Annotated in this window: 11 protein-coding genes; all 11 read left to right on the top strand. The window is 46.5% G+C overall.

The annotated features are described in order from the left end of the window. Window positions 1-105 precede the first annotated feature (105 nt). The 11 genes from CLOSA_RS18155 (at window position 106) to CLOSA_RS18105 (ending at window position 16,608) form a co-directional block, all read left to right on the top strand. Window positions 106-5,907 carry a CehA/McbA family metallohydrolase gene (locus CLOSA_RS18155; protein WP_013274198.1) on the top strand — a complete coding sequence of 1,934 codons (5,802 nt, stop codon included), beginning with the start codon at window positions 106-108 and terminating at the stop codon, window positions 5,905-5,907. 419 nt (window positions 5,908-6,326) lie between these two features. Further along, the gene (gene murQ / locus CLOSA_RS18150; protein WP_013274197.1) at window positions 6,327-7,226 is read left to right on the top strand and encodes an N-acetylmuramic acid 6-phosphate etherase; all 900 of its coding nucleotides are present in this window, start codon (window positions 6,327-6,329) and stop codon (window positions 7,224-7,226) included. A 19-nt stretch (window positions 7,227-7,245) separates the two neighbouring features. Continuing rightward, window positions 7,246-8,661 (top strand): ABC transporter substrate-binding protein, encoded by a 1,416-nt coding sequence (locus tag CLOSA_RS18145; RefSeq protein ID WP_013274196.1) that lies wholly within the window; start codon window positions 7,246-7,248, stop codon window positions 8,659-8,661. Window positions 8,662-8,778: 117 nt separating this feature from the next. Beyond that, complete coding sequence (locus CLOSA_RS18140; protein WP_013274195.1) at window positions 8,779-9,678, top strand: carbohydrate ABC transporter permease; 900 nt, start codon at window positions 8,779-8,781, stop codon at window positions 9,676-9,678. A gap of 10 nt (window positions 9,679-9,688) precedes the next feature. Beyond that, on the top strand, window positions 9,689-10,552 hold the full coding sequence (locus CLOSA_RS18135) for a carbohydrate ABC transporter permease (RefSeq protein WP_013274194.1): 864 nt from the start codon (window positions 9,689-9,691) through the stop codon (window positions 10,550-10,552). A gap of 25 nt (window positions 10,553-10,577) precedes the next feature. Further along, complete coding sequence (locus CLOSA_RS18130; protein WP_013274193.1) at window positions 10,578-11,525, top strand: BadF/BadG/BcrA/BcrD ATPase family protein; 948 nt, start codon at window positions 10,578-10,580, stop codon at window positions 11,523-11,525. Next, window positions 11,503-12,384 (top strand): ROK family protein, encoded by an 882-nt coding sequence (locus tag CLOSA_RS18125; protein ID WP_013274192.1) that lies wholly within the window; start codon window positions 11,503-11,505, stop codon window positions 12,382-12,384. The genes CLOSA_RS18130 and CLOSA_RS18125 overlap by 23 nt, the downstream gene beginning before the upstream one ends. Beyond that, a complete protein-coding gene (locus CLOSA_RS18120; RefSeq protein ID WP_013274191.1) occupies window positions 12,381-13,706 on the top strand; it encodes a 6-phospho-beta-glucosidase in 1,326 nt (441 codons plus the stop codon). The genes CLOSA_RS18125 and CLOSA_RS18120 overlap by 4 nt, the downstream gene beginning before the upstream one ends. Continuing rightward, entirely contained in the window at window positions 13,703-14,683 is a 981-nt protein-coding gene (locus CLOSA_RS18115) for a GNAT family N-acetyltransferase (protein ID WP_013274190.1), read from the top strand. Before CLOSA_RS18120 ends, CLOSA_RS18115 begins: the two co-directional genes overlap by 4 nt. After that, complete coding sequence (locus CLOSA_RS18110) at window positions 14,668-15,384, top strand: PIG-L deacetylase family protein (protein WP_013274189.1); 717 nt, start codon at window positions 14,668-14,670, stop codon at window positions 15,382-15,384. The genes CLOSA_RS18115 and CLOSA_RS18110 overlap by 16 nt, the downstream gene beginning before the upstream one ends. Window positions 15,385-15,465: 81 nt before the next feature. Further along, complete coding sequence (locus tag CLOSA_RS18105; protein ID WP_013274188.1) at window positions 15,466-16,608, top strand: DUF1343 domain-containing protein; 1,143 nt, start codon at window positions 15,466-15,468, stop codon at window positions 16,606-16,608. The last annotated feature ends 4 nt before the right edge of the window (window positions 16,609-16,612 follow it).

Raw genomic sequence — 16,612 nt, 5'->3', positions numbered from 1 at the left:
GATTTTACATTAAATTTATCTATAAAATTGGTGATTTTTTCTAATTTTCATTAATAAAATTAAAGACAAGTAAAACCAATAAAAAGGAAGGAGATAAAAGAAATTATGAACGGTAAGAAGCTGTTAAGTTTGTTTCTGTCAGTTGCCATGTGTATGAATATGTCAGTCGTACCTGGTTATGCGATTGAGACAGACTTAAACCCGCCAAATGCGTATGAGGCAGAAGGTTCCGGTGGGAGGGAGGATAGAGCCACCCCCAGCGAAGCAGACAAGGACACGGATGAAGACATTCCCGAAAAGACGGAAGAAGATACGGGAGATACAGGCGATACAGGTGATTCAGGCGATAAGGGCGATACAGGCGATAAGGGCGATCTAAAAAAGGATGCCGATGTTATGGATACGGGAGAAGATAAACCCGCTCTCAGAGAAAGCAGTACGGCAGACCATGTAGTGATCAGCCAGGTATACGGCGGCGGCGGCAATAGCAAAGCGGTATATAAGAGTGATTTTATTGAGCTGTACAATCCTACTGATGAAGATGTGAGCCTGGATGGGTGGTCCGTGCAGTGGCTGGCTAAAAACACGTTCAGTACCTATAATCCAGGTACAGACGGTAAGCTGTTAACGGAACTCACAGGTACGATTAAAGCAGGCGGTTACTATCTGATAAAGGAAGCAGATGGGGAGAATAAAGATAATGCGCCAGAACTTCCAGAACCAGACGCTGTGGGTATAATTGCAATGTCTGCAAAAGAAGGGGCAGCGGCATTGTCCAATGACAGCGAGAAGATCACAGATAAAAGCGATGAAAATCTTGTTGATTTAGTAGGGATTGGCGGCGCCCAGGAGTATGAGACCAAACCTGCCGCAGCAATGTCAAATTCTACCGCCGCTATCCGCAAGGACCCGGCAGTGGATACCGATGACAACAGCGCTGATTTCAAGATCGGAACACCTGAGGCGCGCAACAGTTCCTATGAGGAAGGCGGCGGAACTGATCCGGAAGAAACGAAATGTAAGACGCCTGTTGCTGCACCGGCTGCCGGACAGGTGCTGAAAGGTACGCAGCTCACCTTTTCTACAGCTACATCAGATGCTGCCATAGAGTATAATACGGAGTCTAAGACTGCCGAAGAATGGATTACATATTCAGCTGATGCTAAGCTGATGATTGATGAACCGGTTACCTATTATGTGCGTGCAGTTAAGGAAGGACTGGAGGACAGTGAAATCGCTGAATTTTCTTATACAGTCCGTGAAGCCGGTAAAGTGATGACCATTAAAGATGTGCTGGCATTGGGCCAGAATACAAAAGATGTGACGGTTACAGGGGAGCTGTCATATCTGGCCACGACATATGGAAATCCGGTGCTCCAGTCAATCATCGATGGCAGCCAGTACAGTATCTATATTTATGGAGCCGCACCGGATGATGCCAGGATCGGTGATATACTGGAAATCACGGGAGATTACCAGATCCGCTATGGGATGCCTCAGATAACATCCACGAAAGATAAAGCAAAAGTGGTTACTAAGCAGGATGAGGCATCGATACCGCCTGTGAAGTATACCATCAATCAGATAAAAGCTATGGCAGATACCGCTGATTTAGAGAAAAGCGGGCTGATTGACCGGGTTGTCCTGATAGAAGATGTCAGACTTGGCAAGCTCAATACATCAGGCAGTACGCCTGTGACTGATGCAACCGGCACCATTAATATTTATCAGGCAGCTCCATATCCGGAAGGCGTCGAAGAGGGGGAGACCGTGGACCTGACTGCCATGGTAGGCAGATATAATCAGACGATTCAGCTATACACCGGCACAGAAGAGAAAAATGGTTTTCCAGTCTATTATGTAAAAAATGACACCAAACCACCAGTCATAACCTTAAGCACCTATATTGATGCAAGACCGGAGCAGGAGTATCCCATATCCGTCCAGGTCAGGGACAATGTGGGCGTGGCGAGTGTGGAGTGTCTTTTCGGACCCTCAGAAGATGCGCAGGGCAAGTCACAGTCCATGACATTTAACCAGGATACCAATAACTATGAGACAGTCATTCCGGCAGAAAACTTTGCGAAGGGTCAGCAGGCCTTATACATAAAATTCAAAGCGAAAGATAAAACGGGTCTCGAAGCAGAGAGCGGGATTGTGAAGATCCTTATCAATGACAAGCCCCAGGTACTTGCGGTTACCCCTGAGAGAAATAAAGCCACAGGAGACGTGAAAGCACCTGAGATTTCCATCAAGCTGGCGAATTCCGGAAATAACCCATCGGTAAGTCTCACTCTCAATAAAGCAGATGGTACTGCCATATATACCGGCCAGCCTATGAATCTTAAAGAGACAGCCGCTGACGGCGCAACCTATGCTTTTTCGCCTCAGGTGCTGGAAGACGGCAATTATAACGTGCAGGTGACGATTGTTCGGGAAGATAAAGAGACTTTTACCGAGAACTGGAAATTTACCATAGGCAAGTCTGCTTTTTCCGCGTATTTCGGACAGCTTCATGGGCATACAAACTATTCGGATGGCTCCGGGTCTGTCAAAGATGGTCTTAATTATCTTGCCAATATACCGGAAGAAGACAATGTACAATTTGTATCCTTTACCGATCATTCCAACTATTTTGATACCAAAGATGCACCCAATCCGAAAGAGGCGCTGAATAACCCGGATCTTATGACATCTGGGAGCAGGGCAATCTGGGATGAATACAGAGAGCAGACGAGAACGTTTAACGAAACCAGTTCCAGAAAGGCGTTTTCCGGTTTTGAGATGACCTGGTCCGGCGGTCCCGGCCACATCAATACATTCGGCTCAGCAGGACTGGTCAGCCGCAACAATACCACGCTCAATGACAAGAAAAATGATGCAGGCATGAAGGCGTACTATGACATTTTAACTGCTGATCCGGATCCGCTGGCGAATCTTTCACAGTTTAACCACCCGGGCAAGACATTTGGTACTTTTGCAGATTTTGCATACTATACACCGGCAAGAGATGCCAAAATGGTCTTGGTGGAAGTAGGCAACGGTGAAGGCTCTATCGGTTCGGGCGGATATTTCCCAAGCTACAGTGAATATACGAAAGCATTGGATAAGGGCTGGCATTTAGCACCTTCCAATAATCAGGATAACCATAAAGGGCGTTGGGGCAATGCCAATACGGCCAGGACAGTCGTCCTCACAGATGATTTGTCAGAGACAGGGATTTTAAATGCGCTGAAAGATATGCATGTATACGCGACAGAAGATAAAAACTTAAATATCATGTATACTTTAAATGATGAACCTATGGGAAGTATCCTGGACGTGTCAGATGATGTGAAAACGCTGAATATTTCTGTAAGCGTCGATGACCCTGATCCGTCAGATGTCATCAAAAGTGTAGAAGTAGTAACAAATGGCGGCGCAGTCGCAGGAAAGAAAGAAGGTACCGGAAATAGTGGAGAGTTCACATTTGAGCTTCCTGCGAAGAAAGGATATTATTATATCCGAGTGACTCAGGCGGATAAAAATATCGCCGTAACGGCTCCTGTGTGGTATGGTTCCGCTGCAAAAGCTGGTATCTCTTCCTTCACTTGTAATACAGACGTCCCAGTGACAGGCGATCCGGTGAAGTTTACAGTCACAGCGTTCAATAACGAAGAATCAGATGCCACACTTACCAGGCTGACATTTAAAACTGGCGACAAGGTGCTTGAAAGTGAAGATTTAAATGTGAATTTGAAGTCCTTTGGTACTTATACGGTAAACAAAGAGTTCAAACTTGACAAGGTAGGAGTGAATGTAATAGAAGCCACCGCCCAAATGGAACTGGAAGGCGATCGTAAATCATTCAGCTTTACTTTGGAAATTGACGTACGTGACAGTTCGAAGATGAAATATTTTGGGATAGATGCCAGTCATTATAATGAATATGTGAATGGAAATTATAAGGACAGTATGGGGAATTTCACTGCCTTAGCGGGGGATTACAATATCAGGATGGTCACGCTTAATACTAGTGAGGAACTGATAGCCGCCTTAAGGGACGACAAGTACGTTGGACTTTTGTTAAATGCACCTTCCAGACGCGATGGCACGAAGCTGCGGGAGGATTATAAGAACTATACAGAGGCAGAGCTTGATGCGGTCAGAGCTTTTGCTAAAAAGGGCGGAAAGACGATTATGGTCTGTTCCTGGAGCGATACCTATGAGGCATACGATGGTTTCAAAGGTGATAAGTCCAAGGCAGGGGATCATATGTCGGCTCAGCAGAACAGGATTCTGGAAACGCTTGGAAGTGCATTCCGATTTGCAGACGATGAGTTGCAGAGTGCTGCCAGCAATGACGGCAGAGTGATTGGTATCCTGGGCACTGATTATAATCATTTGAACCCATATATGGCCGGAGTGGAGGCAGGTCTTAAATTCAACACCTACGGCAATGCGGACATTTACGCAATCGATGAAAATGGAAATCCAGTCAGCGACAGCGCCATGCTTCCGTCAGGAGCGGCACCTCTTGTATATGCACCGGCAGATACGAAAAGTCTGGATAAAGACGGCGTAGGATTATCTGGAGACGCATTGACGAAATTAGATGGGCGTTTTGTATTGGCAGCTACCCAGGAACTTTATGTCAGTGATGGTGAAGCATCTACACTCTATTTATCGGGCTGTTCAACCATGAGCAATTTCCAGCTGACCTTTGACAGTGCGGCCACCAATGATTACAGCAACTACCAGATAATGGCAAATTTATTAGATAAGACGAATCAGTTACAGATTACGCCTATTAAGGAAGTTCAGGATGCCGGTGAGGGCGAGCGGTTTGTGATCGAAGGAATCGCTACATCCAATGCTTCAGGTTATGATAAAGATACTGCTTTCTTTGATAGCATCTATGTGCAGGATCAAACCGGCGGAATTAATCTATTTCCCGTATCCGGAGATATAAGAACGGGCCAGACCATCAGAGTGTTTGGAAAAACTTCTTCTTATCAGGGAGAGAGACAGCTGGCAGTAGAAAAACTTATGGTAATTGATGCGGATAGAAAGGAACTTCCAGAGCCTGTTAAGGAAACCACCCAAGAAGCTTATGAGGGCAAAAACCTGGGCAGTCTGGTCACGGTAAGCGGCAAGGTTATTTCCGTTGATGCACCGAATAATCTGGTAGAAACGATTATGCTCCAGGATCAGTCAGGGAAACCTGCAAGAATCTTTATCGACGGATATATTACGAAGGATAAGGTAATAAAGGATCTGAAAATCGGTGCCTATATGTCTGCGGTAGGACTTTCATCCAGAACTGTCATAGGTGATTCTGAGGATTCTGTTCCCCGTATACGAGTTCGTGACCGAGACGATGTGAAACTTGCAGAAGAACCAAACATCCCCGAAAAGCCAGAGATTCCTGAAAAGCCGGAAATTCCTGAAAAACCAGAAATTCCCGAAAAACCAGACCGTCCCGGCAGCAAAGACAGAGAGGAAGATTCCGGCAGAACGGTTACAAAGTCCCGTGAAACCAATCCCAACGTAGAATGGAAGCAGAATACCAGAGGCTGGCAGGCGGTTAAGAAAGATGGAACATACGCAAAAAATGAATGGTATCAGTGTTCCTATCAAGGTCAGGTGTCATGGTACCGTTTCGACACAGAAGGATATATGATTACCGGCTGGTACCTGGATGGAGACGGCAGCTGGTACTACATGAGCGAAAATCATGATGGCTCATACGGTGCTATGGCTATGGGCTGGAAATGGATTAACGGAAAATGCTATTATCTCAATCCGGATCTTCAGACAACGCAATACAAATATGGCGCTATGCTTAAGGGGACCATTACCCCGGACGGTTATGCTGTCAATGCAAATGGAGAGTGGGTCGTAGATGGAGTAGTGCAAATCAGGTAAAACAAAGCTTGGCGGACTAATACCAAGGTTTACAGAACTCATTGCTTTTGCAGGTCAGAAATGTAGTATATTTCCATACTTTCTGACCTGCTTATTTTATGGAACGACAAAACCAGCAGGAGAAGAAGGATCAGGTGCTGATGAAAATAGATTTTTTTCAGAGTGTAATGATTAAAAAGCGTAAGTAGAATGTAGAATTGTATAAAAATATAAGGAAAAATGTCGAATATAATGTCAAAATTTGACACATTATTTCAAGGTGTGAAAAAATAATTCGTAATAAATGAAATTCTTTGACAAAAAGAGTTCATAAATATATAATGGAAACAGCTTTGGAGGAAAGGAAAATGGAAACCAGGAAGAAAATAAGTAAGACATAAATGAAAGAGAAAGGTATGTCTTAGGAAAGGAGAATACGGATGATTGATCTGTCTAATATGGTCACGGAAGCCAGAAATCCAAAAACCATGAATCTTGATGAAATGCTTCCTCTGGATTTAATCCGTATTATGAATGAAGAAGACAAAGAGGTAATTCAGGCAGTAAAATCCCAGCTTGATAAAATCGCCAGGATCGTAGAATGGTGCACGAAAAGTCTGGAAGGAACCGGCCGGCTGATCTATATGGGAGCCGGTACAAGCGGAAGGCTGGGACTCTTAGATGCGGCAGAATGTCCGCCGACATTTGGCGTGGAACCGGGAAAAGTGATAGGGCTGATTGCCGGAGGAGAAGGTGCTTTTATAAAAGCCGTGGAAGGTGCGGAAGACAGCGAAACCCTGGGAGAGGAAGATTTAAGAAACATTCATCTGACAGCAGATGATGTGGTCATCGGCATTGCCGCAAGCGGCAGGACTCCTTATGTATTAGGCGGACTGCGGTATGCAGGAAAAACCGGATGCAGGACGGGGGCCATTGTATGCAACAACGGTTCCGCTATGGCGGAAGCAGCGGAGATCACCGTTGAACTGGTGGTGGGCCCGGAAATCCTGACCGGTTCTACCAGGCTGAAGGCAGGTACGGCAGAAAAGATGGTCTGTAATATGATATCCACTGCTGCCATGGTGGGTGTAGGGAAAGCATACCAGAACCTGATGGTGGATGTGGTACAGACAAATACAAAGCTGATAAAAAGGGCGGAGAACATCGTAATGGAGGCCACGGGATGCAGCCGGAATGAGGCCAAGGAAGCACTGGCTTGTGCAGACGGCCATGCAAAGACAGCGATTGTATCCATTTTATCGGGATGCAGGGCACAGGAGGCGAGGGAGAAGCTGGCAAAGGCACGTGGACATGTGCGTTATGCGATAGACCAGATATAAAAATAATGGAGGGGAAAACATGAAAAAAAGAAAACTATCCGTACTATTGACAGCAGCCATCATGGCCAGTACACTGGCTGGCTGCCAAACTGCCGCAAAGGGCACTGCGGTACAGCAGAGCAATGGAAAAGACATTGTCAAGGCATTGCTTCCGCCTGTTTCTGCATCCTATCAGGATAAACTGGTGGAATATGCAAAGGAATTCAACGAAGCCAATCCCGAAATGGAGCTGCAGATCACAACGGCAAGCTGGGAAGATATTACGCAAAAGCTGGATGTTCAGGTAAACGCAGGATCTCCGCCTGATATCGCATTCATCGGTTCTAACGGAGTCACGAAATATCTGGACACGGAAATGCTGGTAGACATTTCCCAATATGCGGATAAGGAAATGATAGAAGATTACAATGCGGATATTATAAACTATTTCAAAAACGGCGACGGGCTTTATGGATTCCCGGCCTATGTGGAGGTACAGGCGATCGGCGGAAACAAGGCCATGCTGGAGGAAGCAGGAATTGACTGGAAGGGAATCCAGGAAAATGGCTGGACCTATGATGAATTCCGGGAAGCCGTCAAAAAGGGCGTTGTAAAAGACGGAGACAGCTATTCCCGGTACGGCTTTGTTTTTGCCTGCTCAGGCGTAGCGGCAAAGGATTATTTTTCGATTTTTGTTAAAAATGCAGGTATGCCTTCCGCCTTTAATAAGGATTTGAAGTATACATACACCAGCAGTCAACTGGTTCCGTTCTTAAAAGACATCAGGGCCTTAATCGATGATGGCTCCATGCCGAAAGAACTAAGCTCCGTTGATGCGGGAAAACGATGGAACATGTTCTTAACCGGGCAGACCATGATCACCGGCAAGGGGCTGTCGGTTTTTGAAAAGTCTGCTACCGATAATAATAAAAAGCTGGCTGCAAAGGACGGAAGTGCAGTAGAAGGAAGCCAGGAGGTGGAATACATTGTATTGCCGGTTCCTACGTTCCAGGGAAATATCCAGCAGGCGCAGGGTGCGGTAGACGGATATGTGTGCTTCCGCGGAAAAGATGAACCAAGTCCGGAGCATTTAAAGAACGTGGCAAAGGCCGCCTATTTCCTGGCAAGCGGAAAAAGAGCGGCAGAAACCTGTCAGGAACTTTATATCAGCCCCATATGCAAATCCGGAGAGGAAGCATTTGCAGCCCTTCCGCCCATGGAAGGCAAAAATGAGAACAATACAAAAGCAGTTAAAAATCTTGCTACCCAGGTTGCGGAAGCCAGACCTGACATTCCGGCTGATTTAGGGGCAAAGGCCATAAAAATTGAGGAAGAGGTTATTCTGCCAAAATTCCAGGGTTTGTTAGCTGGAGAAATCACTCCGGAGGAGATGCATGAAGCCATTAAAAAGGCTGCTGTGGAAGCCTTTGGCGAGGAAGGCTGTGTCATGGATTAATGAAAAATGAGTTTCATAGAATCTCATGATTTTTCGGGCATTGGTAATCGTAACAGGTGCCAATGCCCATTTCTTATCCGCAGGATCATTGTGTTTTTAGAGAGAAGGGAGAGGGTAATGGGTATGCAGGCAGCAAAGAAAAAAAAACGATTAAACAATGACGCCAAATGGGGGTATGTCTTCGTGCTCGTGCCCATTTTGTCATTTATTATTTTTACGTTATATCCGGTTGTACAGGCAGCGATTGTAAGCTTTCAAACTTATAAGCCTTTAAAAACAGAGTTTGTGGGATTTGCCAATTACAGTAACACATTAAAGAACGGACTTTTCTTTAAATCCATCTGGAACACTGTGGTGTATACGGCCGTAACGGTACCCGTCTCCATCCTCGTGGCGTTCATCATCTCTATTCTGTTAGTCCCCTTTAAGAAAAGGAGCCAGTCATTTTTTAAAGCAGTATTTTATCTGCCCGGGATTGCATCGGGAGTAGCCCTCTCCTTTGTGTGGAAATGGATATTTGATCCTCTGCCGAGCGGTCTGTTAAATTCCGTGATCCGGTCATTTGGAATCCAGAACCAGAACTGGCTTGGCAGTTCTCAAACAGCCATGCTGTCGCTGATCATCATGACGATATTCTCAGGCATCGGTCCTACCGTTATTATTTATGTGGCCGCATTGCTTGGGATTGATCCCACCTATTATGAGGTTGCCAATATTGATGGAGCGACTTTTTTACAGAGAATCAAGTACGTTGTATGGCCTATGGTCAAGCCGACCACCGTTTTTCTCACCATAACAGGAGTGATCAATGCGTTTCAGACATTTCAGACGGCGTTTTTAATGACAGGGGGCGGGCCGGATAATGCCACTACCATGGTGGGATTATTGATATTTAACAATGCCTTCAAATATTTTAATTATGGAGAGGCATGTGCCCAGGCATTATTATTGGCAGGAATCATCGCAGTCTTTGCAGTTTTCCAGTTTAAGGTAATGGCTGCAGACGTAGAGTACTAGGAGGGCTGGTATGGGTTTATTCAGACAATATGGAAACGATCAAAAATATAAATTAGTGTTCAGAACTGTGATAATGACAGCCATCCTGCTTATCTTAGGTCTCCTGACCCTGTTTCCGATTTATTACATGATTATCTCTTCCTTTGGGGCGCCAAATGAGATAGGGGCAGCCAGTTACACTCTGATCCCCAAATATTATACATTGGATTCCTATAAATTCTTTTTTGGATTCAGCAAAAGCTCGTTCCGGTGGATTGTAAATTCCATGATCGTTGCAAGCACCGTCACATTAAGCAATGTGGTTTTTGCCGGAATGGCAGGGTATGCGTTTGCAAAAATAAGATTTCCCGGAAGTAAAATATTATTTTTCCTGCTGCTGTTTGCGATGATGGTACCCTATCAGGTCACACAGGTCCCTCTTTATATCCTGGTAGCCAATGTACTGAAGCTGACAGATACTTATACCGCATTGATCGTGCCGTCCCTGGTCACCTGCTACAATGTGTTTATGGCGAAGCAGTTCTTTTCATCCCTTCCCACCTCCATTTTGGAAGCGGCAAGAACAGAAGGCTGCAATCAGTTTCAGATCCTGATAAAAATCGTCATGCCTATTTCAAAAACAATTTTATCCGTTATGGCAATCATGACTTTTATGGGAAACTGGAATACCTTTTTCTGGCCGTTTCTGGTATGCAACAACGAGCAGATGCAGACCATCCAGGTGGGGCTTAAAAATTTCAGTTTTGCAAATACCACTTACTTTTCCCCTATGATGGCAGGCGCAACCATCTCGGCATTGCCCATGTTTATTCTGTTCTTTGCCTTGCAGAAATATTTTCTGGAAGGAGTAACGGTGGGCGCGGTAAAGGGATAAGAGAAGGAAGAATGGAGGAAATAAGTTGAAAGAACCATTTGTGATAGGAATGGATGGAGGCGGGACCGCCACCACCGTAATGGCAGCAGGACTTCATGGCGGCCTTATAAAAAAATTCCGGTTAGGGCCTTTAAACATCAATGGACAGTCCCGGGAATCGGTAGAACATACTTTGACGGACTTAAAGAAAGAACTGGAACAATCAGGTCTGAATCTGAGGGACTGCAAAGGGATCTGCATTGGAGCCGCCGGAATCAGCAACCGGGATACGGCAGAGCTGCTGACCGGGAAATTGAAAGAACAGGGGATGCAGGGAGTCATCAGGCTGGTGGGAGACCATGAAACAGCTCTGGCAGGCGCTCTGGAGGAACCGGAAGGCGTTATTTTAATTGCCGGGACCGGTTCCATCTGCTGCGGGATCCATGAGTCCGGGGTTAAGTTCCGGGCCGGCGGCTACGGTCACATCATCGATGACGCCGGAAGTGCCTATGCCATTGGAAGAGATATATTAAAAGCAGTGGTGAGGGCAGAAGACGGCAGAGCAGGCCGGACCTTATTGAAGGAAAAAGCATTCCGCTTCCTTAATGCGGAATCCGTGGAAGATTTAATCACCTGGCTGTATCAGACTGGAAGAAGCAAAAAAGAGATCGCTGCCCTGGCCCCTCTGCTGGAAGAAGGGATCCGGGAAAAGGATGAGGCTTCCATTGAGATTTTGGACCATTGTGCCGGGGACCTGGCGGAGCTGGCCGGAGCCGTACTGATTCATTTTGATTATCCGGTCTCTCTGGTGGTGAGCGGAAGCGTATTGATGAAAAATAAAGAAATATACCACCTGTTCCGTGAAAAGGCTCAAAAAAGATTTCCACTGCTGGAAATTATGAAGATGAGGGGAGAGGCCGCCCAGGGAGCTGTCAGGATCATATTACGGGAGATGGAAGAAAGGAACGGATATGGAACAATACCTGGGAATTGATATAGGCGGTACTTACATAAAGTACAGTCTTATGGACCCGGAATACCGGGTCCTTCATGAAGGAAGCGCACCAACGGAAAAACAGCCGGCCAGGTTTCTCCGGCAGTTCATGGAGATCGTGGAAACCTATGTGGATCAGATAAGCGGCATTGCTATCTGCATGGGCGGCTTTATCCATCCGGTGACAGGAGAAAATACGGATTTCAGTGTTGGAGCCAATTTCAGGGCATATCGTTTAAACGATGAGATAAACAGGAAATATCCGATTCCCGTAGCACTTGAAAATGACAGCAATTGTGCCGCATTGGGAGAAATGGTCCGGGGAGCAGGAAGGGGCTATGAGGATATATGTATGGTCACCTTTGGGACCGGGATCGGCGGCGCCATCATCATAAACCGGAAATTGCACCGGGGCAGCCACTTTAAATCCGGTGAGGTGGGCTTTACCGGAGTCGGCCTTCGGGAGGCGGACGGAAAGCCGGCGGCAGAAGGGGCAGGAGCCACCTCTCTTCTGGTGAGAAAAGGATCGGAAATCCTTGGCAGGGAAGTGGACGGATCGTATATTTTCAGCCATTTAGACCACCCGGATATTAACCGGATATACCGGGAATGGCTATACAAGGGTGCAATGGTAATCGGTAACTTTGCAGTTACGGTGGATCCCCAGATCCTTTTAATCGGCGGGGGAATCAGTGAAAATGAGATATTTATAAGGGATATGAAAGAAGCGGTATATACCCTGTATCCCCATCTGGAACCGTATACGGCCATAGAGGCCTGTGAACAGGGAAACATGGCAGGGAGAATCGGAGCCCTGTATTTATTGCTGCAAAGCAAAGAAGGAGGCGTTCAGTCATGAAAAAAGGTGTGAAGATCGTGGCAATCGGAGGAGGGTCCAGTTACACACCGGAGCTGGTGGACGGATTTTTAAAACGGTACGAATCATTGCCTGTGGAGGAACTATGGCTGGTGGACATCCCGGAGGGCCAGGAGAAGTTAGGGATTGTAGCTGAATTTGCAAAGCGCATGGTAAAAAAAGCAGGAGTTCCAATGGAAATCCATACAACCCTGGACCGGAGAAAGGCTCTTTCCGGAGCTGATTTTGTAGTTACCCAGCTGCGGGTCGGACTGCTCCAGGCCAGAGTGAAGGACGAAAGAATCCCCTTAAAGCACGGACTCCTTGGCCAGGAAACCAATGGGGCTGGAGGTTTGTTCAAAGGGATGAGAACCATACCGGTCCTGTTGGATATCTGCAAAGACATGGAGGAGCTGTGCCCGGAAGCATGGCTGATTAATTTTACGAACCCGGTGGGCATGGTCATGGAGGGATTGAACCGATACAGCAGCTTTCGGAGGTTCATCGGACTGTGCAACATACCTTACGGCATGCATAAAGCAGTGGCGGATCAGCTTGGAAAGTCCATGGAAGAGGTGAAAATTACCATGGGCGGCTTAAATCATATGGTTTACGTGACCAGAGTGGAAGCGGATGGAAAGGACATGACGGAAGATGTGATCAGCCATTGGGGCGAAGGCGGCACTGTGAAGAATATCAAGGCAGTCACCTGGGACAATGATTTTGTAAAAGAGCTTGGAGTGCTGCCATGCTCCTATCACAGATATTACTATATGGCAAAAGATTATCTGGAAGAAGCCCTGGAAAAGTATGAAAAACATGAGACCAGAGCCGAGCTTGTGGAACAGGTGGAAAAAAAGCTGTTTGAGCTGTATCAGGATCCGGAATTGAATGAAAAACCGGAATTGCTGTCACAGCGGGGCGGTGCCCATTATAGTGATTCGGCATGCAATCTGATCCATTCCATTTATAATGACAAGGGAGATATTCAGGTGGTAAACACCGTAAACAGAGGTGCCATTAAAAATTTTAGGGACGATGAGATCGTGGAAGTAAGCTGCAGGATCACAAAGGAAGGACCGGTTCCGGTAAATGGCGTGGAACTGCCGTGGACGGTCAATGGTCTTTTGCAGCAGATCAAATCCTTTGAAATTGCAGGCTGCCAGGCGGCCGTAACAGGAAGCCGGCAGAAGGCCCTGCTGGCCCTAATGATCAATCCCCTGGTTGGCTCCCAGAAAGAAGCAAAGGCCGTGCTTTCTGAGCTGTTGGAAGCACATAAGGAATATCTGCCTCAGTTTTTTGAGGATAAGGAGCGGTCGGAATGAAATTTTTGGATTTGAACCAAGAGAATGCAGGAATCGCTTTTGAATTGTTTGAAGATGCGGTCAAGGCAAAAGAAGTATTGTTCCGGCCATTGGAAAACCAGAGTGCCTTTTCCGGATTTTTTATGGAAAACCAGGCAGATGAGGTACATAAGATCACCATTTTAGAGGAGCATGGCTGGGGATTTGCTTCCGGCTGCTTCTTAAACGGTGAGGACCGGGCTTATCTGTCCGTGATTGTTGTAAAAAAGGAAATGCAGGGCCGGGGAATCGGAAAAGCAATGCTCGCCTGTCTGGAAGACAGACTTCGGAAGGAAAGCAAAGTTTCAAGGATCGAAATTGTTTTCTTTAATCCCATGATGTTTTCCTGGTATATTCCAGGGAAAAAGAAGGCGGATCATCCCAATGCTCCGGGAGTGGATGTGGGGAGCAATGCCTATCTTTTCTTTAAAAATTGTAAGTACCGTGATTTTGCCATGCAGAACAGCTATTATCTGGACCTTAATGATTATCTGGTGCCGGATTTTGCGGCAGACCTCATAGAAGAACTGGAAAAAGAGGGCATTACAATAGAAGTCTATGATTCTGGCAGGCATTACGGTATGGAGGAAATGATACATAAGTTCCATAATCCTTTGTGGGAAAGAGATATTCTGGGAGAAACGGCAAAGGGAGAACACAGCCGTCCCATTCTGATCGCAGCACACAATGGCAAAGTGATCGGCTTTACAGGGCCTTTGGATGTGGAAAAGAGCGGGAGGGGATTTTTTTGCGGAATCGGCGTGGATCCGGATTACCGGGGGAAAAAGATATCAACGGCCCTGTTTTGCAGGCTATGCACAAGTCTGAAGGAAATGGGTGCAGATTTTATGAGTCTTTTTACCGGAGAAAATAATCCCGCAAGAAATATTTATGAAGCCGCAGGATTCCGTATTGTAAGGACCTGGGCGGATATGAGGAAGGAATGGAAGGACCGATGAACGGGGAAAGAAAGTGCATCATGGCAATCGGCGGTCATGTGGGGGATGCAGAGCTGACAAGCGGCGGATTCCTGGCGACTATGGCATTAAAGGGCTGTCAGATCGTTACCGTAGCATTGACCGGCGGGGAAAGAGGGAATCCGCCTGGTATGCCGGTGGAAGAATACAGAATACAAAAGGAACAGGAAGCCCATTCCTTTGCCGAAATGCTGGGAGGGGAGGCTGTGGTATTGCCTTACACAGATGGAGAATTGCCGGACAATGATGAGGTGCGGTTTCAGCTCTGCGATATAATCCGCCAATACCGGCCCGCTGCATTGCTGACCCATTGGAAGAACAGCATGCATAAGGACCATGAAACAACCCACAGGATCGTAAAGGATGCCCAGTTTTTTGCAGGACTTCCCGGGCTTGAGAGGAAATACAGTGCTCATTTCGCAAAAGGACCCTATTATGCGGAAAACTGGGAAGATTCGGCTGGCTTTGAAAAATATATTTACCTGGAAGTTTCAAAAGAAGGATTTGAGCTATGGAAAAAGGCCATTGACACCCATTGGTTTGCCGTGCACAGCCCGTCTTTTCCCTATAAAGAGTATTATGAGCATCTCATGAGGGTAAACGGCTGTCTGGCAAGAACCGGATATGCGGAGGCTTTTGATTTGGATCAGGAACAAAAAAAGGTTATATTATCGGAAGTGTAAAACCACTTCCGATAATCGTATGGATGGCAGTGATTAACTGGATATGCAGGCATATCCGTTTAATCCGGCAGGAGGCAGGTTATGGTAAAAAACGGGATCGATTGTGTGGACCGCTGGCATAAGGTCTTTGACGGGAAACGTCTGGGTCTGATCACTTCTATTTCAGGCGTTGACAGGAATTTGAATTCTACCATTGACATACTTCATAAAAAATTCCGGCTCACGGCCCTGTTTGGACCGGAGCACGGCGTCAGGGGAAATATAGGAGCAGGCGGAGATGTTGAGGATTACAAGGACCCGGATACCGGATTGCCGGTATACAGCCTGTACCGGAGAAATTCAAAGAGGCTGACCAGGGAAATGCTGGATCTGGTAGACGCCGTTGTATATGATATCCAGGATCTGGGGGTCAGATATTACACCTACATATCAACGATGATCTATGCACTGGAAGAGTGCGCAAGGTTTCATAAGGAGCTGATTATCCTGGACCGTTATAATCCTCTGGGAGATCTGGTGGAGGGAAACTGCTTAAAGCCCGGATTTGAAAGCTTTGTAGGGGCATATCCTCTGTGTATGCGCTATGGGTTAACCGTGGGAGAACTGGCCCTTATGGTAAATGCGGAGAAGAACCTTGGCTGCCGGCTGACAATAATTCCCTGTGAAGGTTTAAGCAGGCATACCATGCATCCGGATACCGGCCATGTGTGGGTCATGCCAAGTCCGGCAATGCCAAGATATGAGACTGCACTGGTGTATGCAGGAGCCTGTCTTTTTGAAGGAACAAATATTTCGGAAGGAAGGGGAACTGCAGCACCTTTTGAAATAATCGGTGCGCCATTTATAAATGCAGGTAAGCTTGTGAAATATATGACAGAGAAAAAGCTTCCCGGCGTGTTGTTTTCGACCGCTTATTTCACCCCATTTTTTTCAAAGTTTCAGGGAGAAGCCTGCGAAGGAGTCCATATCCACGTTACGGACTGCCGGGCCTTCCGGTCCACGGTCTGCGGTCTGGAGCTTCTTGATGCAATAAGGACCATTTATGAAGACCGCTTTGCTTTCCTTGATCCTTATGAGGGAAGTACCAGACCAATGGAAGATCTTTTGTTCGGCTCAGACCAGCTTACAGGGAAAACAGCTTCAAAGGAAGAATTGCTGGCTGGTTTCGAACGGGATTCAAAAGCATTTTCAGAACGCAAAAAGGCATATCATCTTTATGGATGAAAGG

The sequence above is a fragment of the [Clostridium] saccharolyticum WM1 genome (genome assembly GCF_000144625.1).
Classification (GTDB): Bacteria; Bacillota; Clostridia; order Lachnospirales; family Lachnospiraceae; genus Lacrimispora; species Lacrimispora saccharolytica.
The sequence above is the reverse complement of the archived record's forward strand: the minus strand, read 5'-3'. Positions and strand labels throughout refer to the sequence as shown.

Bases quoted from the DNA above. Each gene is read 5' to 3' on its own strand.
- CLOSA_RS18110 (WP_013274189.1), top strand. From the start codon at position 14,668: ATGGAAGGACCGATGAACGGGGAAAGAAAGTGCATCATGGCAATCGGC.
- CLOSA_RS18145 (WP_013274196.1), top strand. From the start codon at position 7,246: ATGAAAAAAAGAAAACTATCCGTACTATTGACAGCAGCCATCATGGCC.
- CLOSA_RS18105 (WP_013274188.1), top strand. From the start codon at position 15,466: ATGGTAAAAAACGGGATCGATTGTGTGGACCGCTGGCATAAGGTCTTT.
- CLOSA_RS18120 (WP_013274191.1), top strand. From the start codon at position 12,381: ATGAAAAAAGGTGTGAAGATCGTGGCAATCGGAGGAGGGTCCAGTTAC.
- murQ (WP_013274197.1), top strand. From the start codon at position 6,327: ATGATTGATCTGTCTAATATGGTCACGGAAGCCAGAAATCCAAAAACC.
- CLOSA_RS18155 (WP_013274198.1), top strand. From the start codon at position 106: ATGAACGGTAAGAAGCTGTTAAGTTTGTTTCTGTCAGTTGCCATGTGT.
- CLOSA_RS18135 (WP_013274194.1), top strand. From the start codon at position 9,689: ATGGGTTTATTCAGACAATATGGAAACGATCAAAAATATAAATTAGTG.
- CLOSA_RS18115 (WP_013274190.1), top strand. From the start codon at position 13,703: ATGAAATTTTTGGATTTGAACCAAGAGAATGCAGGAATCGCTTTTGAA.
- CLOSA_RS18125 (WP_013274192.1), top strand. From the start codon at position 11,503: ATGGAACAATACCTGGGAATTGATATAGGCGGTACTTACATAAAGTAC.
- CLOSA_RS18140 (WP_013274195.1), top strand. From the start codon at position 8,779: ATGGGTATGCAGGCAGCAAAGAAAAAAAAACGATTAAACAATGACGCC.